Source organism: Rubritalea marina DSM 17716 (genome assembly GCF_000378105.1).
Lineage (GTDB): Bacteria > Verrucomicrobiota > Verrucomicrobiia > Verrucomicrobiales > Akkermansiaceae > Rubritalea > Rubritalea marina.
Map to the genome: position 1 here is coordinate 158,945 of NZ_KB899250.1, position 26,989 is coordinate 185,933.

Sequence of the window (26,989 nt, forward strand, 5' to 3'; positions counted from 1 at the left end):
CACCCTAGAACACCAAAGAACAAATCAATCCGATCAATAGCAACAACGAAACCACCTGCCAAAACCGCTCTGGATTGCGGGCCATCAAGGGCATGTGACGAGACTCGATGTACAGCGGGTTCGGCTTTTGTAGATCACTCACGAACTCACTCATACTACTGTACCGCCCATCAGTATCCACCCGAAGGGCGCGCTTCAACGCACCATCAATCCACACTGGCACCATGGGCTTATGCTTGTGAGCTGGGATGTACTCCAAAGTCGCAAAATTCTTGAAGGACCTTGCTTTGAGCCAAGCCTCCCCATAGGGGGACTCCCCACCGGTGAGCAAATGGTAGGCGATCATCGCGATTGAAAATTGATCTGATCGCGGGCCGATGTCGGCAGCAATTTCGAGGCGGTACTCAGGTGCTGAAAAGTCGATGGTTCCAGGAGCATCTACTTCACCAGCACCGCGGCCCTGACCATGCAAGCTCTCAACCCTACAGGAGCCATAATCAATCACGACAGGTCTCCCGTCCTCAGTTAGCATGATATTGTCCAACTTCAGATCTTGATGAATAGTTTCCTTACGGTGCAGGGCGCGAACACCCGAGACGATTTGCTCAATCACACGCACCACCTTCAAGGTATCGATATCCCCTTCATGCTGCTCCACCCATTGCGCCAGGGTCACACCTGAAACCTCTTCCATCAGGTAATAGAGGAAGGTCGCTTTGTGCTCACGCTCCACCACCTTCACCAAGTTCTTATGATCGACGCGACGGCCAATCCACTCTTCAGCCGCAAAACGATCGATGTACTCTGGGTCGTCACTAAAATTCGGTGATGGCGTCTTCATCGCGTAGTGCTTGCCATCATGCACATCCTTCACTCTGTACAACTGACTACGTGCGCTCTCGAACAAGACCTGCTCCACCTCCAAGCCATCTACAGAGACCCCGGGGTACAGCAATGGAGGAAATGGGCGTTCACTCAAAAAACGCCGAATTTCATCCTGACTAGCGCCCGGCAAGGCATCGATGCGCAGCATCATGGCACTCAAATTATCATTACTACCAGAGACCAAGGCAGACTCCACCATGTGCTCGACCGCCGCCTCAAGCGTGGCCGCATTTTGAGCTATTTCTAATAACTTTTGATCAAGCAACCACCCGTGCACTCCATCCGAAGTAAGCAAGTAAAGATCACCTTCTTGAACCCCCAGCTCTTTGTAGTCGACCTTAGGGTTGAGATTCAAGCCCATCGCCCGACTCAAGTAACTGGTCTTCCGCGAGATTTGGGTGCTGTGATCTTTAGTGAGCAACTCGATCACCCCCTCACGAATGCGGTAGATCCGCGTGTCGCCAATATGGAAAATCGAGGCAGTATTCGACACAAAGATGATCGAGCTATGTGTCGAAAGGTAGCCTTTTTCATCAGCGAGCCCCTCACTGTGCCCCTGACTGTATAACCAGCGATTAAGCGCCGTGAGCACCTTCTGCCCGGAGGTTTTTACCGACCAAGAGTCAGGTGTGCTGTAATAATCTGAAAGGAAGCTATGCACACACATTTCCGCAGCTTGCTCCCCACCACTGGCAGCACTCACACCATCCGCAATCGCCGCAGCATAGCCTTTGGTGTAGATGAGGCTCTCGTCTGGCTCATAGAAGCCAGTACTATCCTCATTACGAGCTTTCACTCCGGGTCGGGAGCAACGTCCCACAGAGATCTGTAATTGATTCTCGGTAGGTTCATTTAAAATCATGGTGTGTTAAAGCGGTAAATAAAATGAGAGTAATGAGGAATGGAACTCACTACTCTCATAAAATGACTCAACAACAATCGTGTGCAAAGTCGCTATGAAAATCGTCTGGCTTCTCGGTTAAGAAACTTCGATGAGTTCAACGGATCCATCTGGCATCACCTCAGCGGTATGTCCAGCAGGTTCTTCAAGGAAATAGGTCGCAATGAAGCCAATCGAGCTAGAGGCGGCGATAATCATGAAGAACGTGGAGGCATCCACAAAGGAGAAAATTGTCAAAAAGACCACAGCCCCTACATTCCCATAAGCACCTGCCATGCCAGCTATTTGACCAGTCATCCGGCGCTGAACTAACGGCACCATAGCAAAAACAGCACCTTCACCAGATTGTACAAAAAAGGAGCAACACATGGTGGCCAACACCGCCAGCGGAATAGCCCAAGTGCCATCGATCTGACTCAACGTGAAGTAACCAATCGCAAGCCCTACCATGAAAATCATCATGGACTTTCTGCGGCCAAACTTATCGGAAATCAACCCACCAGCCGGGCGCGCCACGAGGTTCATGAACGCAAAGCCGGAGGCCAGGAGACCAGCCTTGACTGGGCTCAAATCAAAGGTCTCCATGAAAAAGAGAGGCAGCATCGAAACCACAGCGAGCTCAGATCCAAAAGTAACAAAGTAATTCAGATCCAGAATGGCCACTTGCTTGAACTTGTAGCGGAACATTTCCGGCACCCCACCTTCTTTGAGCATCGTCTTATTGACTCGGTAAATCTGACTCACCTGAAATGCGAACAATGCCGCTAGTGCAAAGTAAATCACATACACCACATTCTGAGTGAGAAGGCCCACACCAGAGGGTGAAAGCTTCCACGCAAGCACCGCGAGCGCGGCATACATCGGCACCGTCATGATCAAGAGGAAATAGAAATCCTTGCGGTTACTCACTTCCATACCACCACTTTTCTTAGGCTTGAAGTAGGTTGCTCCCTTCGGGGTGTCACGCGCCACAATATAAAAGAAGATCCCATAGCAAAATGCCATGGCTGCGGTGCAATAAAGAGCATACCTCCAGCCGTTTTCACCACCAAAGGCTGCGACTAATGTGGGCAATGCCATAGCGGCTGCAGCTGAACCAAAGTTCCCCCAGCCACCGTAGATCCCCTCAGCAAGCCCAACCTGGCGCGCTGGAAACCACTCACCAACCATGCGAATGCCAATGACAAATCCAGCTCCCACAAACCCCATCGCAAAGCGTGCGATAGCGAGCTGCTCATAGGATTGCGCTGAGGCAAACCAAGTACACAGAAGCCCAGAAATCATCAATAAGGTGGAATAGGTCTTACGCGGACCCAGCTTGTCCACCAACATCCCAACGATCACTCGTGATGGAATAGTCAGGGCAACATTCACAATTAACAATGCCTTCCACTGCGCTTTGCTTAGATCGAAGGCTTCTGAAATAATCGCTCCCAGTGGCGCATGGTTGAACCACACCACAAAGGTGATGAAAAAAGCAACCCAAGTCGTGTGCAAGGTACGAATACTTGGGTTCTTGAAATCTAGTACGTTTAATTTTGCGTTGTTCACAGGCAGAACATGAGCACCAGTCATGCCAAGCATGAACACTCACACTCATGTTAGACATGAATGTGAGTAATGAAAATCAATGAATGAGATTAATGATTCAAACTTAGGCTACTACGGCCTCACTCTGGTGCTGAATCTCCTCAATTTCCTCTTTATTGAGGAAGCCGAGAGTCTCACCAGCAGAGAAAACACGCGTGTCACCTTTGATATGGGAGCGCTGTTCTAGGAAGGCCAGGAGGTGCTCGCGGTAGGAGAAGAACTTAGGATCACTGAAGATCTCCTCGCGGTTGCGTGGACGCGGGAAATCGATTTCTAGAATCTCGCCAAGTCCGGCACGCGGCCCATTTGACATCATGACACAGCGATCGGCCATAAACACCGCCTCATCCACATCGTGGGTCACGATCATGGCGGTTAGCTTTTCGCGCTCAAGGATATCGATAATCACATCCTGAAGCTCCATGCGAGTGAGTGAATCGAGACGACCAAATGGCTCATCAAGAAGAAGCACCTTAGGCTGAAGGGCGATCGCACGGGCGATACCCACGCGTTGCTGCATGCCACCCGAAAGCTCTTTAGGATACTTTTTCATGGCGTCTGCTAGACCCACCACAGATAGAGCGTGCTCGACAATTTGTTTTTGAGTCGCCTTGTCCACGTGCGGGTAAACATTCTTCACTCCTAGCATGACGTTTTGGTAGGCTGTCATCCACGGCATGAGGCAAGGAGCCTGGAAGACCACTGAGCGATCCGGGCCAGGCCCGTCAATTTCTCGATCTCCCACAATGATACCACCGCCAGAGATCTCATTGAGACCAGCCAGCATCGTGAGAACGGTAGACTTACCACAACCAGAGTGACCAATCAGGGAAATAAACTCACCCTCTTTGATGTTGAGGTTGAAATCCTCAACCACACGAAACGGATCGCCGTATGGATTGGGGTATTCTTTAATGAGATTGGATATTTCTACAAACTTTGAATTCGTACTCATGGTCTTAAGCTACGTTGTTGTTGCCCTTACGGGATACTGGGTTTTGCTTGAATGTTGGCGACAATACTGGAGGTGCAAAGCTCTTAGGCTCCACCTTCGGCATCGGAATAATGTCTGCCGCGAGTTCCTTACTTTCCTTATTGAGCCCCATCATGAACTTGGTGATCTCAGACTTCAGGCGCATAAACTCGGGATGATCGTTGAGCGTGTGGCGATCTCGAGGGCGAGCCATATTCACTTCAAATTCCTCTGCAAGTGTCGCGCCCGGCCCCATGGTGAGTGGCACAATGCGGTCGGCCATTAGCACCGCCTCATCCACATCATTGGTGATCATCACCACGGTGCGCTTATCTTTTTCCCAGATATTGAGAATTTGATCCTGTAACTCGGAGCGAGTGAGTGCGTCGAGTGCGGAGAGCGGCTCGTCAAGTAGCAACACTTCAGGGTCGAGTGAGAGCGTTCTTGCTAGCGAGGCGCGCTGGCGCATCCCGCCTGAAAGCTCATGCGGTTTCTTATCAAAAGCGTGATCGAGCTTCACCATCTTCACATAATGATGCGCTTTTTCGTCCAACTCAGATTTGCTAATCTTTGGTTCAACTGCACCGATCGCAAGCTTGACGTTATCAAGAACACTCAACCACGGAAGCAAGGAATAGTTTTGGAACATCATACCTAGGTCTGGACCAGGCTCTTTGATGGACTCTCCCTTGTAGAGAACTTCACCAGAGCTTGGCTGTTGAAGTCCTGATAGGAGATTCATGAGAGTACTCTTACCTGCTCCTGAGAACCCGATCACTGCCACAAACTCATTCTCCTTCACTGAGAGCTGGAGGTCCTTGAGGACGTCGGTGCGGTTGGACGGTGGGCCGAAGCTCACCGAAGCATTGTTGATTTGTAAGATGTCGTTCATAGTCTGTTGGGAGTGAAAGTTTACACACTGACTGAACCTTCGAATGTCACCATACGCTGGAAGACAATCATGATTCGGTCGAGGATGAGGCCGATGATCCCTACGAGGAACACCACCACCATCATCTTGGCGAGTGAGTCGGAGGCTCCATTGTTGAACTGATCCCACACAAACTTACCAATACCTTCAGAGGATGAGAGTAGTTCAGCGGCAATGAGCACCATCCAGCCCACTCCAAGTGAGATTCGAAGACCTGCAAAGATCAGTGGAAGCGCTGACGGAATCACAATCTTGAAAAGACGAGCGAAGAAGCCAAGCTTGAGTACGCGAGCCACATTCATGTGATCTTTGTCGATGGATGCCACACCGAGCGCGGTGTTGGCGAGCGTTGCCCAGAGTGAACAAAGAGCCACAGTCACAGCAGATGCAATAAATGCTGGGTTGATCTTGTACTCACCAATGAGTGGAAGATCCCAGAGGAACAGCATCAGCGGGTTGTTGTCTGGGTCCGGGATGAGGCCCGAAACGATGATCAAGGCGATCGGAAGCCACACGATCGGAGACACTGGCTTAAAGATTGCAATGAATGGTGTCATGGCCGCCATGAAGGTTGAATTCAAACCACAGAGGATACCGATTGGCACTGCAATCGCCGTTCCAATGATGAAGCCTGTGAACACACAGAAGATGGAACGCTTTACCTGGTACCAGATAGTCGCCGGCTGAGCGTATGAGGAACTCTCCATCTTACTGAGACGCTCTTTCGCCTTGGCGATAGAACGCGCCTTGTCGTAGGCAGCCTTTCCTGTGAGGCTGAGAAACTCCTCATTGTATGTGCTGATCATGCCTGTAGCAGTTTCAACCTGCACGGCGCGGTTGCGATCGCTGAGGAGCTCAATCTGCTTGCTAAGATACTGCGCTTCTTCAGCAGCGAACGTTTGCTCGAGGAGTGCTTTAGCAACCTCAGGCGACTTGATCTCACGAATCTTATCAATCTTCTTCTTTAGTATGCTGAGCTCTTCTTTCTCCTGAGCAGTCTTCACGACAGACTCTTCCACCTTTTCGTAATAAGCGTTGTACTCAGCCACGTTGCCAGCCTTGAGAGAATCAGCATCTGTCACGAGGACTGCTTTGCGAGCTTTCGATGCTGCTTTGTACTGACTCTTGAGTTCCTTATATTCCTTATCGAGTGGAGCAATAAGTTCTTTTGTTTGCGCATCCACTGCCTCTTTGGCAGCAGTCACAGCAGCATTGGTTTCAGCTACTTGAACCTTCACCTCAGCGAGACGATCCTCTGCGTCGGCAAGCATCTGGTCACGCTCTTCACCAACCAACTCATAAGAGGTTTTCTTCAAACCCTCACGCTCTGCTTGGGTGTCAATCGCGTTGTACCCCTGCCAGGTTTCAACCGGATTCGGCAGAGTGCCTGACTTGGTCTGGATGCTTCCAGAGGTAATGTGCCAGAGGAATAGGAATGCACAAACACCCGCGATTGGCACCAGGATCCATTGCCCGATTTTCTGAAGTTGCACCTTCGGTTCCTCGCCATAGCAGAGTCTCACGATGGGTGCTAAAAATGTCAGACCACTGAGGTCGATGACTTTTAATAATGAATACTTAAGTTGTTTTAGTAGTTTCATGACGTATGTCGTTGCACGGTTGGCATACCTTCAGCAGGCGGTAGACCAGCAAGCATTAATTTGATTCATCTTTTACAAGAATGTGAAACAAGCTAACACATCAACCAACTCACCATGAGATAGATACACCAAAAAAAAATGGGACCCCACAATGTGGAGCCCCATCTATGAACAACATCAATTACCGATGTATTTAACAGAATGAATTAAGCTTCAGGATCTTTGTTACCGATGGTGTGGCTGTTGAGGTACTTAATTGGCTCTTTACCATTGTACTCAACACCGTCGATGAAGTCTTTAGTTGGAGCTTTGAAGCCGTCAGCATCCCATGGGATTTCAGCTTTTTCGACGTGACCATCTTCGAGGAGAAGCTTAGCAGCTGCGAGGTAAACCTCTGGCTTGTAAACGCTCTTGGCAGTCTCGTAGTACCAGTCCTTAGACTTAGGCTCAGAGATCTGACCCCAGCGGCGCATCTGAGTGAGGAACCAAATACCGTCAGAGTACCATGGGTAGGTTGCGTGATCTTTGAAGAACACGTTGAACTCAGGCATCTCACGCTTGTCAGTCTTCTGGAAGTAGAAGTAACCAGTCATGGAGTTCTTGATCACGTCATAGTCAGCACCCACATAGTCTGAGCGTGAAAGGATACGTGCGGCTTCTTCACGGTTCACAAGCTTACCGGACTCATCAGCTGCGTCGAGCCACTTACCAGCACGGATGAGTGCTTTTGTGACCGCGAGGTATGTCTGTGGGTTTTCGTCAGCCCATGATTTGGAAACACCGAATACTTTCTCTGGGTTATTCTTCCAGATGTCGTAGTTCGTTGTCACTGGGACACCGATTCCTTTGGATACTGCCTGCTGGTTCCATGGCTCACCAACACAGTAGCCTTGGATGTTACCAGACTCGAGAGTCGCTGGCATCATTGGCGGAGGAGTCACAGAAAGCTCTACTTGAGCGTCAGTACGACCACCTACGTCAGACTTGGTGTACATGCCTGGGTTGATACCAGCAGCAGCGAGCCAATAACGAAGCTCGTAGTTGTGAGTGGATGTTGGGAAAACCATACCCATCTGAAGCTTCTCACCATCTTCAAGCTTCTCTTCTACGATTGGCTTGAGTGAATCCGCAGTGATTGGGTGTGGAGGCGTGTCAGAATCGAGCTTCTCGTCGTTCGCCTGCATTTGCTCCCATATGTTGTTGGAAACAGTGATACCGTTGCCGTTAAGATCCATGGTGAAGGCGGTGATGATGTGCGCCTTGGTACCAAAGCCGATCGTAGCAGCGAGTGGCTGACCGGAGAGCATGTGCGCACCGTCAAGATCGCCAGAGATCACGTTATCCAGAAGAGTCTTCCAGTTTGGTTGTGCTACAACGTCTACCTGAAGACCTTCATCTTCGAAGAATCCCTTTTCCTTGGCAATCACGATCGGCGCACAGTCAGTGAGCTTGATGAAACCAAATTTAAGTTCGGACTTCTCAACGTCGAGTTGCTCGGCGGCAACGAACGATGTCATCGCCATACCAGCAGCAAGAGATAGAGAACCTACATGTTGTTTGAGTGTGTGTGCTTTCATAATCTAAGAACATCACTCACTCAGCACTGGTCGTGCCAACATTGGCATCCTGGCACTCCCCTAAATTTTCAAAAACCATGAATCTCACTCATGCCGCTATATTTCAGGTTTTTAATGAACCCGATTAATACCCACGAAAAGGCAGCCTACAGCAGATTACCGCTAGCGAAAATCACACCAGCCGGAAAACCGAGCGCCTCACACGGCACTCAGGAGACCCCGCTCACGACTCAAGCCGCTTGACCTAGCAAGCACCCTAGATCAGGCCACTTTCGAAGCATTGATTCATATCCATGGCAGGACGGTTTGCCTTCCCCATCTTCTTCGCAGGGATACCAGCCACCGTCACGTGAGGAGCCACGTCAGAGAGAACTACAGAACCAGCCCCCACCTTGGCACAGTGCCCAATCTCAACGCGTCCCAGAATCTTTGCGCCAGCTCCAATCAGAACACCACTACGCACCACCGGGTGACGATCGCCAGAGACTTTACCCGTTCCCCCCAGCGTCACCTCATGCAGAAGAGACACATTGTCCTCCACGATCGCAGTCTCGCCAATGACGATACTAGTGGCATGATCTAAGAGAATCCCGTGACCAATTCTAGCGGCGGGATGGATATCCACACTGAATACTTCACTGCAAATACTCTGGAAGTAAAGCGCGAGTGGCCTGCGACCAGCATTCCACAGATGATGTGCCACTCGATATGTTGTCATCGCCAAAAACCCCTTAAAGAATAGCAAGGGCTCAAGCGGGGAATGACAGGCGGCATCGCGTTCCTTAATCGCCATCATATCAGCCGAAGCACTCACCGTGAGGCAATCACTCTCGGTAAAAATAGACACCAACAATGGCATCAATTCCTCACGACTCATATCCTCACGTGCCAGCTTGCGCGCCAAACGCGCAGCCAGGGCCTCCCCCAGACTCTCACGGTCGAGTAACACATCGTGCACGAGCGCACTGAGCTGAGGTTCCTTCTCCGCAAGATCAGAGCCAGCACAGCGGAGCTGTTGCCAAACCTCCTCTGTCGATACATTAGTAGATTGGCAAAGTTTTAAAGGAATAAGACTCGTTTTTTCTGACATAGTATGGTGTTAGTAAGCGCGTGAGAGTATCCCAAAAATTAGAATACGCCTGTCGCGCAATGGCTCAGTTGGCTAAGCAAGCTGATGCCAAAACCATTACACGACTCGACGAGATTGCGCAACGGGAAGATATTTCTTCGAACTTTTTAGTTCAAATTCTCAATGACCTCCGTCGCTCAGGACTCGTTTCTAGTAAGCGAGGGAAGCTAGGTGGCTACCTACTAGCCCAGAAGGCTGACGAGATCTCACTCTTTGATATTGTCCAATCAGTGGAGCCCAATTTACTAGACGACACCACGGTCAGTGAGGGAAGCTCTGGATCAGGCGTCAATAAGGCATGGAAAAAAGCTGGGGCAGTCTTTAGCGCGCACCTCAAACAAACCACCTTGAGCACCCTGATTGAAGACGAAGACACACCAATGTTCTACATCTGACCTAGCAGGTACGCAACGCTCAGAAAAAAGGTCACCCAAGATCTAACAATGAACCTTGGGTGACCAAACTTGCTGAGTCTCGCACGCGTTGCGAGTCAAGATTAAGCATTCTAAGTAGCGGATACTGCCCAGAGCATGCCATTGGCAATCACCTGAAGGTACTCTTTAGTTTGCACCGTTTCATTGTGATGACCGATGGTCGTTCCAAAGACTTTGGCCTTACCGTACTCATTGACCCAAACCACCGGCTGGCCATCAGCATGGCCATTGTTGCCTTCAGCTAGTACGGTCGCACTTGGGTAAATCTGGTGGATGTTGTAGAGCTCACCTTTCGGTGTCTTCCATTCCTTATTCGCTGGGCGATACGCCGGGTGATCCACTTCGGTTTTCTTTGCCGTGATCGCTGGGCCAACTGGGCCGTGATTCATCGAACGCACACCAAGCAATTTGTTCCATTCTTTGTCCTGCTTAGATTCACGACCTCCTCCCACATTCCAGTGGTAGGAATGCATCGAACAATGGATGGCAACCATAGGCTTACCAGCCTTGTGAACGTTCACCACACTATTGATGTAGGCTTCATCATTCTCATGCGCATGACAGATGTTGTAGACCACAATGTCATAAGGGTCCGCCCACCCCTTTGCGGAAAGTGCCTTCTTGGTATCGACAGACTTTTCGTCGTGCCAGATCGTCCATTCCACATCAATGAGCTCGCTCACGCCTTCGGTGAGAATCTTCTTTTGTGCTTCGTAATCGTGGTGGCCTCCGCCAGTGACCAACAAGGCTTTGATTTTCTTGGGTGCTGAGTCTTTAGCTGAGGCAGGGCTAGATAAACCAGCGATGCCAAAGGCCGCGCCAGCTAGAACTCCTTGCTTCATAAAGCCTCTACGGGAGAATGGGACAGTGTTACTCGAATTTTGTTCAGACATCTTTGTAGTATTGAATGCGTGAGTCAGGTAGTGTGCTGGCTCACTAATGAATTATGACAAGGCCACATGCGACGTGAAACATCACAAAATGCATGAAACCCTCCATAGAATATACTACTAAATAGACATTCTACATCTATCACGATCTGGCTCGGATTTCACCATACGGAAAGAGCCTTGAGATTTTTCCCAAGGCCCTTAAGAATTATGACGATAGCTCGAGCTTATTCTCCCTGCCACTCACCGTACTTACGGTACTTGTCGTAGCGTTGCTGGATCATTTCTTCAGTACTCAAGGCTTGGATTTCCTTAAGCTGCTTGAGCAATGAAACTTTCAAGTTTTCAGCAGACTGCACGTGGTCGTGATGCGCTCCACCCTTAGGTTCCAGCACCACTTCATCAATCAGACCTAGTTTGCCAAGATCTGGCGCTGCAATCTTCATCGCCTCAGCAGCTTCTGGTGCATGCTTTCGGTGCTTCCATAGAATGGCTGCACATCCTTCCGGACTGATCACAGAATAGTAAGCATTCTCCATCATCAGCACGCGATCAGCCACGCCAATGCCTAGCGCACCACCTGATCCACCTTCGCCTAGAACACATGCGAGAATCGGCACCTTCAATAGAGCCATCTCACGCAGGTTAAAGGCAATTGCTTCAGCAATGTTGCGCTCCTCTGCCCCAATCCCAGGAAATGCCCCAGGTGTGTCGATGAGCGTGATCACAGGAAGCCCAAAGCGCTCCGCAATCTTCATCAAGCGCAGCGACTTGCGGTACCCTTCTGGGTGCGCACTGCCGAAATTACGCTTTAAATTCTCTTTGGTATCACGGCCTTTTTGATGGCCGAGGACCACAACGCGTTGGTCACCGAGGCGTGCAAATCCTCCCGGCATCGAATGATCGTCTCCAATGTGGCGATCGCCGTGCAGCTCACAGAAGTCCTCAAAACCATGCACCACATAATCCAACATGAATGGACGATTGGTATGGCGAGCGATCTGAACCCGCTGCCAAGGTGTGAGGTTGTTATAAATTTCGTCGCGAGTCTGGCGGAGTTTTTCTTCCATGGAAGCGATCTGCTCACTCATGTCGATATCCTGTGACGATGATTTCGCCTGCAACTTCTGAATCTCAGCTTCGAGTTCAGCGATTGGTTGTTCAAATTCCAGCGGCTTCGTGCTCATAATATGGTTACTAGTGTGTCGTATTCGTTGCGCTTGGCAAAGTTTAATATCGAATTTCTACGGAATTGCTAGAGCGTAATAACACCGAAAGTTCTTCGATGTCTGCGCGCTTCATAAAGATCGTTTGCTCGGCAGCTAGAGCATCATCACCAACGGCACGCACCTCCACTTGAGGGCTATTAAGGATCAAAACCTTAGAGCTATCTCGATAGCTTGAACCTGGGCCTTTGATTCGCTTACCAGCTAGGTGTCCCTCCACAGCGAGCAACTCCGTACTCACGTCTGCCTCCCTCTGAGGAAGCGTGTGAGACTGGATAGAATACCCCTTCACAAAGCTCACACCGTCCCAAATCGATAAAATCCCCCTCTTCACATCCACCTGCATTCGATACTCTTGAGCCATGACTTTGAGCTTCTGCCCTGGGTAAAGGCGATCCACTCGATGCAATTGATTGATAAACATCAAAAAATCGAGACTCATCTCATGCTGATTCACAATCTTGTAGTAGGAGTCCCCCTTTTGCACCGTGTACTCTTGAATTTGCTCATTATTGGCATCAAACAAGCTATCAAGATTCATCTCGCCGATAATCCGACGCGCATCGTCGGCAACCGCCGCACTCGGGTAATACGCATTCACATACTGAAGCTTCTGCTCTGCCGCGATGAATTCTCCAGCCTCTAGTAAAGCACAGGCTGCCTCATAGGCTCTAAGCCCAGGCGTGATGTCCGGCATGTGCTCAACATCCAACTTCGAGAGCAAACGCTCCACCGCAGCTTCATTCACTCGGTAGTCTGGCACAATCGCCTCCACTGCATTGCGCGGTGCTGCCACCTCTGTTCCTGCATTCACAAGAACCATTCGCTGCGTCACCATCACCGTCGCCCCCACCATCACGAGCACTGCCAGTGCCGCCACGATTTTGATGAAGGTCGTTACTTTCATGATGATCAGAACTTAATCTAACAACCCTCGACGCTTAAAGTCGAATTGATTGATCGCTTGAGATTTTTCGATCATCTCGACGGTAAAACGGAGAATCCCGATCTCCCAGGCTTCATCGACACCCTCGAGCACCACCGCCATTGGATCACTTTCTTGATGGGCATGCTCGAGCACGCGTTCTTTCACCATTTCCAGCTGGTCGTGGTAGAGTTTTTCTTCCACTTCGCTTCGCTTAAATTGGAAGCCATATTGAAAAAAGGTTGGCTCCACGCCCTTTTCTTTCATCCACTCGAAATACTCACGAGCGCTGTCGTTAAAACCTTCAAGCTCAATCTCGTTGTACATGCTAGGCTTGATGATCAGAGGCTTCTGCGCCTCGACCTCGCCCGTACGCACTTTCACCTTACCCACTGAATCCATCAACTCCGTGATCATGGTGAAACGAAACCTAGTGGACTGGAAAGTATCAATACGGCGGTCCGGCTCAAGTAACACTTGAGTATTTTCCATCGCATACTGAATTGCATCTAAGTCTCGGTCCATGATCTCGCTCTCTATCTAGAAAGGTTCGCCAGCCAAGCCACATCGCTTGGCCCGCTTCAAGGTACTCGCATACCGTGGGCTGGCAAGCAAAAGGGGTGATTCACTTAGTATGAATCACCCCCAAAATTGTATTACAACGCCAGGCGTTGTAGCGGTCCCTCGAATTAGGAAACCTTCTCGATGTACTCGATGACGTGGCTCACTGCTGTAAGCTTCTCAGCTTCTTCGTCTGGCACTTCGATGCCGAACTCCTCTTCGAAAGCCATAACGAGCTCAACGGTGTCGAGTGAATCTGCGCCAAGATCGTCGATGAACTTGGACTCAGTCTTAACCTGGTCTGGAGTAACATTGAGCTGCTCTACGACGATATCCTTTACTTTTTGTTCGATTGAATCAGACATGATGAAATGCTTGTGTTTTTGTTGTTAATTTTGATTAACAGATCCCTTTGATTAGACCTAAGACCTAGCGATTGCAAGCACCAATGCCTGCGAATCTAATAATTTTAAAGATGTGCAGAATTACGCTGACTGGGGAGCTTCTTTATCACCCTCATCCTCGTCATCTTCCACGAATGAAATGAGCTCTCCCTTGAAGTTTGCTAATATCTGCTGGAACAACTTTTCTGCAGGCGCTCCTTCCTCAGCCTTAAACTGGCCATAGACCATTCCATCCACTTTGCAGCGACCACTCTTACCATCAATCTCGTACTCGATGGTTGCGAGCCCCTTCGAATCCCACTTGCGTGTGTCAATTCGACGCATGCTGGCATAAGGGACTTCCACCCCACCAGGAGCAATGTACGCAGTCTCGGTCACCTCCATCCGTCGGCTCAAAATACGTAGGAAAACCACGAGGACTAGTAGCGCCAGAGTCGCAGAGCCGTATGCCATCCCCATCTGCGTCTTCAACGAGCTCGTGTCTTCTGGATGATCCATGACATCCGCCCCCCATCCGCGTTCACCTGAATACTCCAGCCACAGGTCATAGCCCGCATTGCTCTCGTTCTTCAAGTCCTGATAGGCTTCGGAGAGGCTCTCAGGCCATGGCTGGCTGCGGTCAAAACCTTCTGGCAATGGAATGGACTCCTCATCGCCACTTGGCACGGTGGAACTGCCCACCAATGCCTTCCAGGCTGCTTCATCCTCGACTTCTTCTACCAACTTAGGCGCCACACCGACGAACAATTCATGCATCACGTAGTGCTCGTTTTTCTCCCGATACCCTACCGTGCCATCGTGGTAGAATAGATAGGCGAACACCAAAAACATCACTAAGATTAACACACCTCGGAGTTTCACCCAGGTCGTTGGCTTGCATACTATGGAGGAATTTTCAGACATCTAACTCTTAGGAATCATTAATTTGATTATCCAATCAAGCAATCTAGCAAAAAAAAGCAATCAATATCACTCGTCACGGCCACGATTCAGAGCTATAGCTAGAGTCATAATGAGCAAAGAATCCATCACTCGACTAACCAGCTTGGCATCCTGCGGCGGATGAGCTTCGAAGCTCGACCCTGCGTCACTCGCGCAAGTTTTGCGCGATCTACCTAGTCCATCTGACCCCAAACTCCTCGTCGGCTCAGCCAGTGCCGATGATGCTGGCGTGTACCAACTCAGCGACGACATTGCGCTGGTGCAGACACTTGATTTCTTCACCCCAATCACTGACGACCCGTTCACCTTCGGCCAAATTGCTGCGGCCAATGCCCTTTCCGACGTCTACGCCATGGGGGGGCGCCCTATCACAGCAATGGCAATCGCAGGCATGCCTACCGAGCACCTCAGCAATGCAGAAATTGCGGAAATTTTCCGAGGAGGCGCTGAAATGGTGCAGCAAGCAAACTGCACCCTGGTAGGAGGGCATACCATTAAAAACCCCGAACCAATCTACGGCCTCTCAGTCACAGGCACAGTGCACCCGCAGAAATATCGCGCCAACGCACACGCTCAATTAGGAGACATCCTCATCCTAACGAAGCCATTGGGCACAGGGGTGATCACCACCGCCCACAAGAAAGGCGCCTGCTCCGATCAACTAATGCAGGCCGCCATCGATAATATGATCTCTCTCAACACCGCTGGAGCAGATCTTGCAGAAAAAAACCTCATCAACGCCTGCACCGACATCACCGGCTTTGGATTCCTCGGCCACCTCATCGAGGTCGCAGAAGCCTCCGAACTGTGCGCCAACATCCACATGGCTGACATTCCCGCCATATCCCCCGACCTGATCAACTTGATTGATGCTAGTTACATCCCCGGAGGGTCCAAGGAAAACCTCAAGAGCATGCGCGACAAAGTCAACTTCTCCAGCGAAATCTCCGAATCAGAAAAGCTCCTACTCGCCGATGCTCAAACATCGGGCGGCCTCCTGATTTCTGTCGCTCCAGAAAACCTAGACGCCGTCTATGCTGTACTCGACGATCACGACACACTCTGCGCGACCCGCGTGGGTATCATGCAGAAGTCAGGAGACTTTGCCGTAACTTGTAGCTAAAAACGCACCAAAGCCTGCTGAAACCACTCCAGCAGGCACTGCGCCCATCCTTATACCATGGGGACTTCGTCTCACTGACCCAAATAACTTTTGAGCATCCAGATCGTCTTTTGATGCACTTGAATACGTGCAATCGCGAGATCTTCTGATTCAGAATCATCCGCCGCAGCCGCTGCATCGCGAGCCGCCGCAAGGCTCTCCACCACCACGAGGTTGGCAGAAGCTAGATGCGCTACCATGGCGTCAGCATCAGCATCTTCTTCCAATTCGGTAATACTCGAGCTCTGCGCAAGATTTCCAAGTCCTCCGGGAGCTAAGGCTCCGAGTGCTCGGACACGCTCCGCAATCTCATCCACTGCGGTAAAAAGTTCCGTGTATTGCTCTTCAAATGCTGCGTGCAAGGCAAAGAAGCCCGGGCCACGAACATTCCAATGGCAGAGGTGGGTCTGCCCCATCAAGGCATAGGTATCTGCTACAACCTGGCGCAATGCAGCCACAACTTGGTCACTTTGATTAGACATAGTGACACAGTACCTTCTTCGATACTGTTTCTCAATCAGATACTAAGTATTATGATCCCTACTCACGAGGTCATGCCAGTTTCCCCAAAATGCGACTAGTCCAATACTGGCGGCCCCTTAGGCTTAATCAACAAAGGCTTTGCTGCTTCAGGAGCTAGATCTTGCGTGGGAAGCCCCCCAGCCTCCAGCGTCATACCTGGAGTCAGTGGCGGCAGCCCTTTGCGCATCTTAATAATCACGCGACGATTCGCCGCTTGGGCATCCTTGTCCCCACCTGGCACAATCGGTCGAGCCTTTCCGTATCCAATCGCGATCAGACGATCAGATTCGATTTTCATCGAGCGCACCAACCAATCTTTTACCGCCTGAGCACGTCGCTGCGACAACGCGGCATTCGCTTGAGCGGAACCGATGGTGTCGGTGTGCCCCTCAATCCAGCAATTCAAGCCAGGATTTTTATCAATGAGAAGCGCCACCTTAAGCAGGCTGAGGCGAGCCCCTTGCTGCAGATCCGCCTTGTTAAATTCAAATAGAAGATCAGACCCGATCATCCCCTTGGTATTCACCAGCTCTCGGCTATTCATCTTAGCCATCGCCGAAAGGGGCGTAAATTCGCCAAGGTTTCCAGAGTTAGCTAAACCATCAGCCCCCTGCTTCGCAAGTTCCTCAAGGTAAGCATCCGGATCGAGGATGCCATCCTCTTGCTTGCCTGGATCAATCACAATTTGCCCAGCAATCGCAGGCTGAAGAATCGTCTCCATCGTACCAAGGTCAGGCAATTCATTTTCCAGTAAAGGTGCCTCAGTCGCCTCCGGCCCCAGGTTTTCTAATCCCGCAGCAGCCATGTCATCAAGCAATTCAGAATCCAGCGCAATCTCATCGACCTCGGGCGTAAAGTCCACCTCGGTGTCCAATGGGATCTCCTCAAGAATTTCCATCTCATCGAGAGATTCATCCGCGATCTTCTCCGGCTCGGCAATCTCCTCCTCTTCCATTTCTGGAAGCGCCTCACGAAATTCCATCTCACGCACCACAATCGGGTCAGTCTCCACCTCTTGAAGGAAGCGTGCAGCAGGCCTTTCAAAGCTCCAATGCTGCAACCAATAGATCACTGCCACGTGACTGAGAATAGCAAAAACCACCGCCATGGTAATGATGCGTCCAGCATGGCGGGTGCGTGGCAACCTGAATGAAGAACGCTGCTGGGTTCGATCCCAAGTGTATTTTGATTGCTTCGGCATGATGCGATTGAGCTCGCTGCACATGCTAGCAAGCCCCTAGTAGTACTCAACCCTGGATTTCATTCTATCACCGCCCAGACACTTCAGGACCTAGAGTCCTGTCGGGTGATCGATGAAGCATGATTCAATCGCCCACTTGTCCCCGATCAAGCTCGCTAGCTTTTTCACCCCAAACGTCTCTGTCTGGTAATGCCCAGCGTAGAGCATATTCACCCCCAACTCTTCAGCGAGCGGGTAAGTCCAATGCTGCCCTTCTCCAGTGATGAACGTGTCAATCCCCTGAGCTGCCATGGATTCGATTTCAGAGCCGGCTCCACCCGTCACCAAGCCAACCATCCCCACAGTGCCAGACTGACGCCCTGGGCACACATGCACCGCCCCACCGACAGCTGTCGAAACTCTCTGTTGCAGATCATCTAGGCTGATATCCATCGATTGCCTCACACCGAGAAGCGTCCCTTTCCATGGATGGTACGCCTCCCAATTGTCCATGCCGATCGCCTCAGCCATCAACGCGTTGTTGCCATACTCAGGGTGCCTATCCAGGGGAATGTGGGCGCTATAGATTGCCAGGCCAGCCTCGATCGCTTCTGCAAACTTTTGGTATGGAGCTCCCACCAACTTCTGCACCCCCTGCCAAAACAAACCGTGATGCACCACCAGCAGATCAGCCCCCTCATCGATCGCCTTGCGAATCACTGGCAAAGACGCATCTACCGCAGCGGCTACCTTTGTCACCTCTCCACGGTTTTGCAGCTGAAGTCCATTGTGGGCGGCGGGGTAGTCAGGCACCTCCGCCAGATCCAACTCAACATCCAAATACTCAACAATCTCGGTCAATCGGGCCATACCTAGCAGTTATCAGGTTGCGATGCCGCTGGCAACTGATGAGACAAGATTTCTAGTACTTACGCCACAGTGAAGGCACAAACAATACCAGCACAGCATAGAGCTCCAAGCGCCCCAAGATCATTAGCAAGCTCAGAAAAAGCTTCGTCAACGGCATGAAATGCGCAAAATTCTTGGTCGGCCCACACTCGCCAAAGCCAGGCCCGATATTCGGTAAAGTCGCCAGGACTGCGCCCACCGCAGTGACCATGTCGATGTCATTCATGAACTCTAATATCCCCATCACAAACGATGACAGGATGACCAAGAACCCATACAAACACACAAAAATTACCGTCTGGCTTCGTCCATTGGCATCGATTGAATTCCCATTCACCTGCATCTTAAAGACCTTGTGAGGGCGAAATGCCTTCACCACCTCGAAACGTGCAGATCGCAACATCACCAGGAGACGCGACACCTTCATCCCCCCAGCAGTGGATCCAGAACAACCGCCCATGAACATCAGCATTGCCAGCAATATCAAGGCGAAGCCCGGCCATTGTTCATAATCCACAGTCCCAAAGCCGGTCGTAGACGCAATGGACACCACCATGAACCAAGCATCGCGCATCGCAGGCAGAAAGCCCTCTAGCTGGTTGGCCGCAATTCCCACTGCAATCATCAAAGAAGACACGAAACAGATCAGAACAAACCACTTACCTTCTTCCTCAGCGCGTAGGCGCTTCCATCGCTTCTTCACCAAGATCACCCAAATCAAGAAACTCACCGAGCACATGAGCATGAACAAGCTGAGCCACAGCTCGATCAACCAACCATTGCCCCAGTCCGAGTAGTGGCCAATGCTCGCGTTATGCGGGCTAAAGCCACCAGTAGACACAGCCGTAAAGCTATGGCTCACCGCGTTGTACCAAGTGAGCCCCATCGCCTTCAGCCCCAAGGCACAAATCATCGTAATCAGAAGATACACCCGCCAGAGGTTCAAGGCCGTGTCACGGATGCGCGCTGTGCTCGCCTCCCCAGTCTGGAATGAGGATTCATTGCGGAACAAGGACTTCGTCCCCACCCCTAGGTAGGAGAGCAGGGCCACGAACAATACCAGAATCCCCAAGCCCCCAAGCCATTGCGTCAGTGAACGCCACATCAATAACCCGCGCGGCCAAGCCTCGATATCGGTCATCACCGTCGACCCAGTCGTCGTGAAGCCAGAAATCGACTCAAAAAGCGCATCCACCACCGGCATCGCCGGCTCGCTCAACATGTATGGAAGTCCCCCAAATACGCCTGAAAGAATCCAACCAAGACCAACGATCACCACCCCCTCGCGGCGCGGTATCTTTTCGATTGGCCCCCAACCCAAGGCCATCATCACCGCCCCGACTGCCGCAGTGATGCCCGACGACTTCGCCAATGCCGAAAACGACCAGGGGCAAGCACAGTGAACATCAAACTTAGTGAACAAGGCACACAATAACATCGCCGCACTGAGCAAAATCAGCAAGGCTCCCAAGATCTTTCCTAATATACGGAAATTCATAGCATCAACATTAGCGCACCAGCTTCAAAAATTGCTTCCGCACCTTCGGTGTCACCATCGCGTAGAGCATATCGCCCGGCTCAAGAATATCATCTGGACCGGGCACATTCGCGTGAATCCCATGGATCCTAGCCACGAGGACACAACCATCAGGCCATTCAATCTCACCCACCATCTTCTCGGAAACAATCGATCCTCGCTCCACTGTGGTCTCAATGATCTCGCCCGCGTCCAGCTTCTTCACTGTGTGGAATTGATCCGAAGTGATAAACTTCTCGAGATCGCGTCGCGTGGCTTCCCGTGGACTCACCGCCGCGAGCATCCCAAAGTGGCGCCCACTCCCAGAGATCGCACGCGCATAGTCCGCGCGGTGAATCAAAGTCAGACAGTTCTTCGTACCTAGGTTGTTCGCCTGCAAGCAGGTCATCACATTATCCTCATCACTGCCGGATGTCGCGATAAAGAAATCTGCCTCACCGACCTGTTCTTCCTCCAGCTCGGCCAACACCGTACCATCCGTGTTGATCACCGTAGTATCCGACAAGCGATCGGTCAGCTCCTGAGCGCGGATCGGGTCTTTTTCAAAAATCCGCACACGGCAATTCAGGCTCTCAAGCATCTGCGCCAAGGTGAAGCCATACTCACCACCACCAAAAATCACCACCTTCATCTGCTGATCTTTGTACGTGCCTCCCTGAATTTTCTCAGCGAGAAGCTTCAGCTTGCGTGGCTCTCCAAAAATCGTCACCACATCGTCGATCTCAATCTTGTCCTGAGCCGTGGGCACAATGCTAGCCCCCCCACGAGTGATCGATGCCACACGGGTCCGCTCTGGAGCTTTTAAATCGATCAGGCTGGAGCCAGCCACCTCACTCTTAGCACTCACCCGCACCTGCTGAATCTCAATCCGACCACGCGCAATTTCCTCCACATGCAGGGAGGTCGGGTTGCGCACAAACTTCGCCAACTCAATCGCGCTGAGTCGCTCAGAGCTGAAAATGTGATCAATACCAAAGTGACTGCGGTAATCAAACAACCATTCCTCTCGTTGCACCTCTGGATGCACACGCGAAATCACCTTCTTTGCCTGCAGCTTCTTGGCTATCGACGCCGCCATCACATTGATCGTGTTGTCACTCGTCAGAGCCAAAAATAAATCGCACTCACTCACCCCAGCTTCTAGCAAGCTCGTAACCGAGGTTCCATCCTGGCACAACACGCGCGCATCGAGCGAGTCCTCGAGTTCCTGAGCCAGCTCAGGGTTGCTCTCAATCACGGTGATACTGTGTGCTTCTAGTGACAAGGCACTCGCCATATGGCGACCAACTTCTCCAGCTCCAATGATGATGATATTCATAGGCATGCGGTCGAGTCCGCCACTGATCTTCTCAAGAATTGTTGGTCGTACCAGTAAAAAAAGAATAGCGCCCCTGCATTTGACGATTGTCCACCACCGAACACACACTTTAGGGTTTCCTATTCCCGCTCTGACAGCTATGAGTCTAACATGAAACGTAAGATCAAAACCGTCAGCCACATCAGCGTAGGAGAGTTTTTTAAGGAATTTGGTGAGCGCTTGGAAATGCGCCTACTCAACTCAAATATCGGTTATGATCGCCTCATCCAAGAACCCTCAGTCAACCGCCCAGGCTTAGCCCTTTCAGGCTTCATTTCTTCATTTGCCTACCTGCGCGTTCAAGTGTTGGGAAATTCCGACATTCAATACATCAACACCCTGGAACCAGAAACTGTTAAAGAACGCATCCGATTGATCTGCCAGGAAGATGTCCCCTGCTTTGTGGTCTCCCGCGATGCAGAAGTCCGCCCAGAGCTCATTCAAGTCTGTGATGAACTCAAAATCAGCATCTTCATCACACCATTGATCACCTTGCGATTCATGAACGATGCCACATTCCATCTGGAAAACTATTTTGCCCCCTCCACCACCGCTCACGGCTGCATGCTAGACTTCCGCGGCATCGGAGTGCTGATCAAAGGGAAAAGTGGCGCTGGAAAGTCAGAAACAGCAATCGGTCTGATCGAGCGTGGCGGCGCCTTGGTAGCCGACGACCACGTCAAAATCCGCAATGTCAACGGCACCCTCACCACTTACACCGAAGACTTCTCCCGCGGCTTCATCGAAATGCGTGGCATCGGCATCATCAATGTCACCAACCTCTATGGCCTAGGCTCCATCCGCCCAGAGACACAGCTCGACCTCATCGTCAACCTCCGCCCCTACTCAGACCTCAACGAAGTCGACCGCCTGGGCATGACCCGCGAAACCGAAGACGTCCTCGGAGTCGAAGTTCCCTTTGTCGATATCCCAGTGGCCCCAGGCCGCGATACCGCACGCCTCGTAGCCGTGACCGCTCTCGAGCTCCAATTACGCAAACTCGGATATGACATGGCCGAGGAATTCAACAGCCGCCTCAGCGAAAAACTCGCAGGACCATCAGGCGGAATGACACTGTAAGACATTCACCCTCTAGAAACTTACACAACAGAGAAAAAAATACCTTCCACTCTCGCCAATCTCCTCCTATTGTTCCATCGTTCCCACACTCATAACCATCTCCAGTACCATGCCCACTAAGGAATTCACCATCACCAATAAACTTGGAATTCACGCACGTCCTGCTGCACAATTTGTAAAGACAGCAAATACCTTCGATGCTGAAATCACAGTAGAAAAAGATGGTGAAGAGATCGATGGAAAAAGCATCATGGGCCTCATGATGCTTGCCGCTGGGCACGGCTCCGTCCTCACCATCACCACCGAAGGGCCAGAAGCTGATGCTTCGCTCGAAGCCGTAGGTTCCTTGATCAGCCGAAACTTCGAAGAATAAAGCACCTCCAATCCCCCCTTTAAAGGCCACTCTTGGCACCCACCGCTACCGGCCTCCATTCCCATGTCCCTGATTCCCGCTCACAAAGAAGTCACACTTCAGGGCACCGCAGTCTCTCCAGGCCTAGCCTTCGGACCCGCACACATCATCTCTCGTGGCCTACAAGCCCCAGAGACCTACGACATTCCAGAATCTTCCGTAGAATCTGAGGTGGCTCGCTTCCGCAGCGCCCTAGAGACCACAAAAAAGCAAATCACAGGGCTGCAACAACACATCGCGGGAATCACAGACGACTCCGAGTCACAGATCTTCGACGCCCACATCATGCTGCTCGACGATCGATCCATGATCAGCAAGGTCGAGAACGAAATCAAAGGCCGACTCCTCAACGCTGAATTCTGCTTTTTTGCGGTCATCCAAAATTACTCCGAGGCCATGCGCCGCCTCAACGACGCCTACCTCTCCGAGCGCGCCGCTGACATCGACGACATCGCCCAACGCGTGCTCCACAACTTCTCTCATGCTTCCAGCCTTGAGCTCCAGGAAACGAGACCCGAGCACCACCACATCGTGATCGCCCACGATCTCGCGCCCTCCGACACCGCCACCATGGACCCAGACCAGTCGGTTGGATTCGTCACCGAGATCGGCAGCATCAACTCCCACACCGCCATCTTGGCAAGATCTCTAGGCATCCCAGCCATCGTCGGCCTGCCCGACTTGATCATTGAGATCCAAGAAGCGAGCGACCTCATCCTCAACGGCTACACCGGCGAGCTCATCATCAACCCCACAGTAGACACGCAGCGCAGGTACCGCGCCATTGCTGAGGAAAAAGCCGCCACCGAAGAGGAACTCAACAAACTCCGCGATGAGCAAACCACCACACTTGATGGTCGCCCACTCATCCTCTCCGCCAATGCCGAGTTCAAGCATGAGTTCCCACATATCCTCGAATCTGGCGCCGAGGGCATCGGCCTCTTCCGCACCGAATTCTTCCTCCTCGGAGACGGAGAAATCCCAACCGAAGAAGCCCAATACCAACTCTATGCAGAAGCGGCTAAAATCACCAAGCCGCACCGCGCCATCATCCGCACTCTTGACGCTGGCGGCGACAAACTCCCACTAGAACCACTCGCCGAACCAGAACCAAACCCATTCCTCGGCTGGCGTGGCATCCGCGTCTCACTCAGCCGCGTTGACATGTTCAAAGAACAACTACGCGCCATTCTCCGAGCCAGCGTGCACGGAAAAGTCGGCGTCATGTTCCCCCTAGTCTCCGCGATCAGCGAACTCGAAGAAGCCATCGCCATCTTCAAAGAATGCATGAACGAACTCGACCAAAAAGGCATCGCATACGATCCTAACATCGAGCTCGGCGTGATGATCGAAGTCCCATCGGCCGCCATAATGGCCCATGAGATCGCCCAAGAAGTCGACTTCCTTTCCATCGGCACCAACGACCTCATCCAATACACTGTCGCCGTCGACCGCGTGAACCCTCACGTTTCTGGGCTCTACAAACCAAGCAACCCAGCAGTCATCCGCCTCATCAAGATGACCATCGATGCCTCCAACAACAACGATAGCTGGACCAGCATCTGCGGCGAAATGGCCTCAGACCTCCGCCTCATCCCACTGCTCGTCGGACTCGGGGTCGACAAGCTCTCCGTCGGAGCCCACCAACTCCCACGGATCAAAAAAGCCATCTGCAGCCTCAAATACTCTGAGTGCCAAGAACTTGCCGAAGCAGCACTCAAACTCAAGCGTGGCGACGACATCCTAGAGATCAGCCTCAAGCTAGCAAAAGCCAGCTACCCCGACTTGCTCGATTAAGCATCAGCTGCCGCCCCACCACAACAGTGGGATCCGCTAGCGCCACCACACACTATCTGGGCCAGATCTCACCAGATCTCGAAACAAATCACAAAACCCGCTTGACTCTCCCCATAAAAACCACTACTCACTCGCTCCCGACTCAAAACGAATCATTTTCCCATGGCTACTACAGAAGTTATTCTCCGTACAAAGATCGACAATCTCGGCGCCGAAGCCGACGTTGTAAAAGTAAAAGCTGGTTTCGCTCGCAACTTCCTTATCCCACAAGGCAAGGCATACGAAGCTACAGCTCAAAACCTCCAGCACACTGAAGACCTCAAAAAGGCTCGTGCTGAGCGTGAAGCGGCTGAACTTTCTGAAGCTCAGGACCTCGCGGCTAAAATCAAGAAGGCACAACTCACCTTCACTCTCGAACTCGGCCAAAATGGCAAAGCATTCGGCTCCGTTACTTCCATCGACATTCAGAAGAAGCTCGAAGAAGAAGGCATCGTGCTAGACCGCAAGGCCATCCAACTCGATAGCCCAATCAAAACATCTGGCGCTTCCAAAGTGGAAATCAAGCTCCTCACTGACGTCACTGCCACACTCAACATCACCGTGGCAGCCCCAGCTGAAGAAGTTGCTGACGCATAATCTGAGTCAATCAATCGATTTATTAAAAAAGGCACACCATCACGGTGTGCCTTTTTTTGCGCCTAACAATACCACACACACTCCGCCACTTCATACAAATCAACTAGTACATATGACCCACGCCAAGAACTCTCTTTCAAGCGATTGAAAATTATTTGTCATCTTTATCATGAATCAAATAACTTCTGGAATCCCTTATACTCTCGACAGCCGATGAATCTCCATCACCCTTTCTTAATCGAATATTAACCATTCCATGCTATTTATGACTTGCCTCAGATAGCCAAAATTTCCCAGTATACGTCTCAGCAAATTCCTCGCCGTTAAATCCAAACTCATGACCATGAAACACACCCTTTCGCTAACAGGAGGCCTCGCAGCAGCAATGCTTGCGACCAGCACCACACTACCTGCGCAGTCGGTGGCAACCGATCCAGTGGGCTACACCACCGTCACCTGTCTGCCGAATTCTGACACCATCGTCTCGGTTCCTTTCCTCAACACCACCGACAGCATCACCTCCGCAGTCAGTGGCTCTGCCACCGAAGATGGCACCACCGCCACCTTCACCCTCAACGGTATCACTGGCCTCACCACCGACCAATACGCCACCTACTACTACGTGCGCTTCACGGGCGGTACACTCGACGGCAACTTCTACCAAATCACCGCCAATGGCAGTGACAACGTCACCATCGAACTCAACGGCGATGCCGCCACAGACATCTCCGATACCGACACCCTCAAAGTCTACAAGTTCTGGACACTCGGCACGCTTTTCCCACAAGCGACCCAAGACACGATAGTAGAGAGTGCTAGCAACCGTCTTTCAGCTCGTCGCACCGAGGTTTTAATTCCTGATAACTCTACCGAAGGCGTCAACCGCTCAGCGGGCTCCGTTCACTTCCTCAAATCAACAGGCTGGGCAGACGCATCTGACAACGGCGATTCCGACAACAAACTACTGTGGCCTGATTCGTACATTATTATCAGACACCCAGTTGCAGTTTCGACATCAACCACCTATACAGCCTCAGGCACTGTCGATACAAATTCTCAGATTGTCATCCCACTCTCCACTAGAACAACTGGAGCACAAGATAATTACGTTGCCGTTCCACGCCCAGTAGACGTAGCTCTCAACAACCTCAACCTATATGAGAGTGGAGCATTCGTAGCGAGTACCAGCTCCCGTTTGTCAGGCAGAAGAGACGAACTACACATATTTGACAACACAGCTGGATCCCTCAACAAATCTGCATCTAAAATATTCTACCATGACGGCACGAATTGGATTGATAGCTCCGATAAATCCACCGCCGACACTGACACCATTAAAGCTTCAGAAGGCATTATCATTAGAAAATATCAAACTCTAGATGGAGCAACTCACTTTTGGAACAACACACCAAGTTACTAAATCAAACT

Annotated in this window: 24 protein-coding genes and 1 pseudogene; 7 read left to right on the top strand and 18 right to left on the bottom strand. The window is 51.3% G+C overall.

Translation table 11 applies throughout. From position 1 onward, the window contains the following. Window positions 1-4: 4 nt before the first annotated feature. From F454_RS0104460 to cysE, 7 genes are all read right to left on the bottom strand, one after another. Entirely contained in the window at window positions 5-1,747 is a 1,743-nt protein-coding gene (locus tag F454_RS0104460; RefSeq protein WP_018969426.1) for a bifunctional protein-serine/threonine kinase/phosphatase, read from the bottom strand. Window positions 1,748-1,864: 117 nt separating this feature from the next. After that, window positions 1,865-3,370, bottom strand: coding sequence for a NarK family nitrate/nitrite MFS transporter (locus tag F454_RS0104465; protein WP_018969427.1), 1,506 nt, complete (start codon window positions 3,368-3,370; stop codon window positions 1,865-1,867). Window positions 3,371-3,440: 70 nt separating this feature from the next. Further along, on the bottom strand, window positions 3,441-4,331 hold the full coding sequence (locus tag F454_RS16490) for an ABC transporter ATP-binding protein (protein ID WP_018969428.1): 891 nt from the start codon (window positions 4,329-4,331) through the stop codon (window positions 3,441-3,443). Between the two features lie 4 nt (window positions 4,332-4,335). Beyond that, the gene (locus F454_RS16495; protein ID WP_018969429.1) at window positions 4,336-5,241 is read right to left on the bottom strand and encodes an ABC transporter ATP-binding protein; all 906 of its coding nucleotides are present in this window, start codon (window positions 5,239-5,241) and stop codon (window positions 4,336-4,338) included. A 20-nt stretch (window positions 5,242-5,261) separates the two neighbouring features. Beyond that, window positions 5,262-6,881, bottom strand: a complete 1,620-nt coding sequence (locus F454_RS0104480) for an ABC transporter permease (RefSeq protein WP_018969430.1) — start codon at window positions 6,879-6,881, stop codon at window positions 5,262-5,264. A 206-nt stretch (window positions 6,882-7,087) separates the two neighbouring features. Next, on the bottom strand, window positions 7,088-8,404 hold the full coding sequence (locus F454_RS0104485) for a CmpA/NrtA family ABC transporter substrate-binding protein (RefSeq protein ID WP_343123143.1): 1,317 nt from the start codon (window positions 8,402-8,404) through the stop codon (window positions 7,088-7,090). 310 nt (window positions 8,405-8,714) lie between these two features. After that, window positions 8,715-9,548 carry a serine O-acetyltransferase gene (gene cysE / locus F454_RS0104490; RefSeq protein WP_018969432.1) on the bottom strand — a complete coding sequence of 278 codons (834 nt, stop codon included), beginning with the start codon at window positions 9,546-9,548 and terminating at the stop codon, window positions 8,715-8,717. A 20-nt stretch (window positions 9,549-9,568) separates the two neighbouring features. Between cysE and F454_RS0104495 the strand changes: the two genes are divergently transcribed. Then, entirely contained in the window at window positions 9,569-9,982 is a 414-nt protein-coding gene (locus F454_RS0104495; RefSeq protein ID WP_026292704.1) for an RrF2 family transcriptional regulator, read from the top strand. Window positions 9,983-10,092: 110 nt separating this feature from the next. Here F454_RS0104495 and F454_RS14175 read toward each other — a convergent pair whose 3' ends face one another. The 6 genes from F454_RS14175 to F454_RS0104525 form a co-directional block, all read right to left on the bottom strand. Beyond that, window positions 10,093-10,863, bottom strand: coding sequence for a ThuA domain-containing protein (locus tag F454_RS14175; protein WP_169334319.1), 771 nt, complete (start codon window positions 10,861-10,863; stop codon window positions 10,093-10,095). 275 nt (window positions 10,864-11,138) lie between these two features. Next, window positions 11,139-12,101: an acetyl-CoA carboxylase carboxyltransferase subunit alpha gene (locus F454_RS0104505; protein ID WP_425481060.1), complete on the bottom strand. Its 963-nt coding sequence runs from the start codon at window positions 12,099-12,101 to the stop codon at window positions 11,139-11,141. A gap of 40 nt (window positions 12,102-12,141) precedes the next feature. Continuing rightward, the gene (locus tag F454_RS0104510) at window positions 12,142-13,044 is read right to left on the bottom strand and encodes a LysM peptidoglycan-binding domain-containing protein (RefSeq protein WP_018969436.1); all 903 of its coding nucleotides are present in this window, start codon (window positions 13,042-13,044) and stop codon (window positions 12,142-12,144) included. A gap of 12 nt (window positions 13,045-13,056) precedes the next feature. Beyond that, window positions 13,057-13,587, bottom strand: a complete 531-nt coding sequence (locus tag F454_RS0104515; protein WP_018969437.1) for a hypothetical protein — start codon at window positions 13,585-13,587, stop codon at window positions 13,057-13,059. A gap of 164 nt (window positions 13,588-13,751) precedes the next feature. After that, window positions 13,752-13,988, bottom strand: coding sequence for an acyl carrier protein (gene acpP / locus F454_RS0104520; RefSeq protein WP_018969438.1), 237 nt, complete (start codon window positions 13,986-13,988; stop codon window positions 13,752-13,754). Between the two features lie 120 nt (window positions 13,989-14,108). Further along, window positions 14,109-14,930: a hypothetical protein gene (locus F454_RS0104525; protein ID WP_018969439.1), complete on the bottom strand. Its 822-nt coding sequence runs from the start codon at window positions 14,928-14,930 to the stop codon at window positions 14,109-14,111. Window positions 14,931-15,108: 178 nt separating this feature from the next. Here F454_RS0104525 and selD point away from each other — a divergent pair. Next, window positions 15,109-16,092 (top strand): annotated as a pseudogene (gene selD, locus F454_RS14180) (selenide, water dikinase SelD); the annotation flags it as partial. Window positions 16,093-16,163: 71 nt separating this feature from the next. Here selD and F454_RS0104535 read toward each other — a convergent pair. The 5 genes from F454_RS0104535 to trkA all read right to left on the bottom strand — a co-directional run bounded on the left by F454_RS0104535 (window position 16,164) and on the right by trkA (window position 21,597). Further along, window positions 16,164-16,613: a Dps family protein gene (locus F454_RS0104535; protein ID WP_018969441.1), complete on the bottom strand. Its 450-nt coding sequence runs from the start codon at window positions 16,611-16,613 to the stop codon at window positions 16,164-16,166. 95 nt (window positions 16,614-16,708) lie between these two features. Continuing rightward, window positions 16,709-17,854, bottom strand: a complete 1,146-nt coding sequence (locus F454_RS15575; protein ID WP_169334321.1) for an OmpA family protein — start codon at window positions 17,852-17,854, stop codon at window positions 16,709-16,711. Between the two features lie 90 nt (window positions 17,855-17,944). Then, the gene (locus F454_RS0104545) at window positions 17,945-18,703 is read right to left on the bottom strand and encodes a Nif3-like dinuclear metal center hexameric protein (protein WP_018969443.1); all 759 of its coding nucleotides are present in this window, start codon (window positions 18,701-18,703) and stop codon (window positions 17,945-17,947) included. A 52-nt stretch (window positions 18,704-18,755) separates the two neighbouring features. Then, window positions 18,756-20,240 (bottom strand): TrkH family potassium uptake protein, encoded by a 1,485-nt coding sequence (locus F454_RS0104550; protein ID WP_018969444.1) that lies wholly within the window; start codon window positions 20,238-20,240, stop codon window positions 18,756-18,758. Between the two features lie 10 nt (window positions 20,241-20,250). Beyond that, on the bottom strand, window positions 20,251-21,597 hold the full coding sequence (trkA, locus tag F454_RS0104555; protein WP_018969445.1) for a Trk system potassium transporter TrkA: 1,347 nt from the start codon (window positions 21,595-21,597) through the stop codon (window positions 20,251-20,253). A 150-nt stretch (window positions 21,598-21,747) separates the two neighbouring features. On the opposite strand from trkA, the gene hprK reads away from it, so the two are divergent. From hprK to F454_RS0104580, 5 genes are all read left to right on the top strand, one after another. Further along, complete coding sequence (gene hprK, locus F454_RS0104560) at window positions 21,748-22,716, top strand: HPr(Ser) kinase/phosphatase (protein ID WP_018969446.1); 969 nt, start codon at window positions 21,748-21,750, stop codon at window positions 22,714-22,716. Window positions 22,717-22,825: 109 nt separating this feature from the next. Then, window positions 22,826-23,089, top strand: coding sequence for an HPr family phosphocarrier protein (locus F454_RS0104565; protein WP_018969447.1), 264 nt, complete (start codon window positions 22,826-22,828; stop codon window positions 23,087-23,089). Between the two features lie 63 nt (window positions 23,090-23,152). Next, a complete protein-coding gene (gene ptsP, locus F454_RS0104570) occupies window positions 23,153-24,925 on the top strand; it encodes a phosphoenolpyruvate--protein phosphotransferase (RefSeq protein ID WP_018969448.1) in 1,773 nt (590 codons plus the stop codon). Between the two features lie 162 nt (window positions 24,926-25,087). Then, window positions 25,088-25,561, top strand: coding sequence for a 50S ribosomal protein L9 (rplI, locus tag F454_RS0104575; protein ID WP_018969449.1), 474 nt, complete (start codon window positions 25,088-25,090; stop codon window positions 25,559-25,561). Window positions 25,562-25,904: 343 nt separating this feature from the next. Further along, window positions 25,905-26,981, top strand: a complete 1,077-nt coding sequence (locus F454_RS0104580; RefSeq protein ID WP_169334322.1) for a TIGR02597 family protein — start codon at window positions 25,905-25,907, stop codon at window positions 26,979-26,981. Window positions 26,982-26,989 lie beyond the last annotated feature (8 nt).

What these genes read in the sequence shown, in the direction of transcription:
- rplI (WP_018969449.1), top strand. Translation starts at nt 25,088, where the DNA reads ATGGCTACTACAGAAGTTATTCTCCGTACAAAGATCGACAATCTCGGC.
- F454_RS16490 (WP_018969428.1), bottom strand. Translation starts at nt 4,331, where the DNA reads ATGAGTACGAATTCAAAGTTTGTAGAAATATCCAATCTCATTAAAGAA.
- F454_RS0104510 (WP_018969436.1), bottom strand. Translation starts at nt 13,044, where the DNA reads ATGAAAGTAACGACCTTCATCAAAATCGTGGCGGCACTGGCAGTGCTC.
- F454_RS0104480 (WP_018969430.1), bottom strand. Translation starts at nt 6,881, where the DNA reads ATGAAACTACTAAAACAACTTAAGTATTCATTATTAAAAGTCATCGAC.
- F454_RS0104550 (WP_018969444.1), bottom strand. Translation starts at nt 20,240, where the DNA reads ATGAATTTCCGTATATTAGGAAAGATCTTGGGAGCCTTGCTGATTTTG.
- F454_RS0104565 (WP_018969447.1), top strand. Translation starts at nt 22,826, where the DNA reads ATGCCCACTAAGGAATTCACCATCACCAATAAACTTGGAATTCACGCA.
- F454_RS0104460 (WP_018969426.1), bottom strand. Translation starts at nt 1,747, where the DNA reads ATGATTTTAAATGAACCTACCGAGAATCAATTACAGATCTCTGTGGGA.
- hprK (WP_018969446.1), top strand. Translation starts at nt 21,748, where the DNA reads ATGAAACGTAAGATCAAAACCGTCAGCCACATCAGCGTAGGAGAGTTT.
- cysE (WP_018969432.1), bottom strand. Translation starts at nt 9,548, where the DNA reads ATGTCAGAAAAAACGAGTCTTATTCCTTTAAAACTTTGCCAATCTACT.
- F454_RS0104525 (WP_018969439.1), bottom strand. Translation starts at nt 14,930, where the DNA reads ATGTCTGAAAATTCCTCCATAGTATGCAAGCCAACGACCTGGGTGAAA.
- F454_RS0104535 (WP_018969441.1), bottom strand. Translation starts at nt 16,613, where the DNA reads ATGTCTAATCAAAGTGACCAAGTTGTGGCTGCATTGCGCCAGGTTGTA.
- F454_RS0104485 (WP_343123143.1), bottom strand. Translation starts at nt 8,404, where the DNA reads ATGGCGATGACATCGTTCGTTGCCGCCGAGCAACTCGACGTTGAGAAG.
- F454_RS0104580 (WP_169334322.1), top strand. Translation starts at nt 25,905, where the DNA reads ATGAAACACACCCTTTCGCTAACAGGAGGCCTCGCAGCAGCAATGCTT.
- F454_RS0104465 (WP_018969427.1), bottom strand. Translation starts at nt 3,370, where the DNA reads ATGCTTGGCATGACTGGTGCTCATGTTCTGCCTGTGAACAACGCAAAA.
- F454_RS16495 (WP_018969429.1), bottom strand. Translation starts at nt 5,241, where the DNA reads ATGAACGACATCTTACAAATCAACAATGCTTCGGTGAGCTTCGGCCCA.
- trkA (WP_018969445.1), bottom strand. Translation starts at nt 21,597, where the DNA reads ATGAATATCATCATCATTGGAGCTGGAGAAGTTGGTCGCCATATGGCG.
- F454_RS0104545 (WP_018969443.1), bottom strand. Translation starts at nt 18,703, where the DNA reads ATGGCCCGATTGACCGAGATTGTTGAGTATTTGGATGTTGAGTTGGAT.
- F454_RS0104515 (WP_018969437.1), bottom strand. Translation starts at nt 13,587, where the DNA reads ATGGACCGAGACTTAGATGCAATTCAGTATGCGATGGAAAATACTCAA.
- acpP (WP_018969438.1), bottom strand. Translation starts at nt 13,988, where the DNA reads ATGTCTGATTCAATCGAACAAAAAGTAAAGGATATCGTCGTAGAGCAG.
- F454_RS14175 (WP_169334319.1), bottom strand. Translation starts at nt 10,863, where the DNA reads ATGAAGCAAGGAGTTCTAGCTGGCGCGGCCTTTGGCATCGCTGGTTTA.
- ptsP (WP_018969448.1), top strand. Translation starts at nt 23,153, where the DNA reads ATGTCCCTGATTCCCGCTCACAAAGAAGTCACACTTCAGGGCACCGCA.
- F454_RS15575 (WP_169334321.1), bottom strand. Translation starts at nt 17,854, where the DNA reads ATGCCGAAGCAATCAAAATACACTTGGGATCGAACCCAGCAGCGTTCT.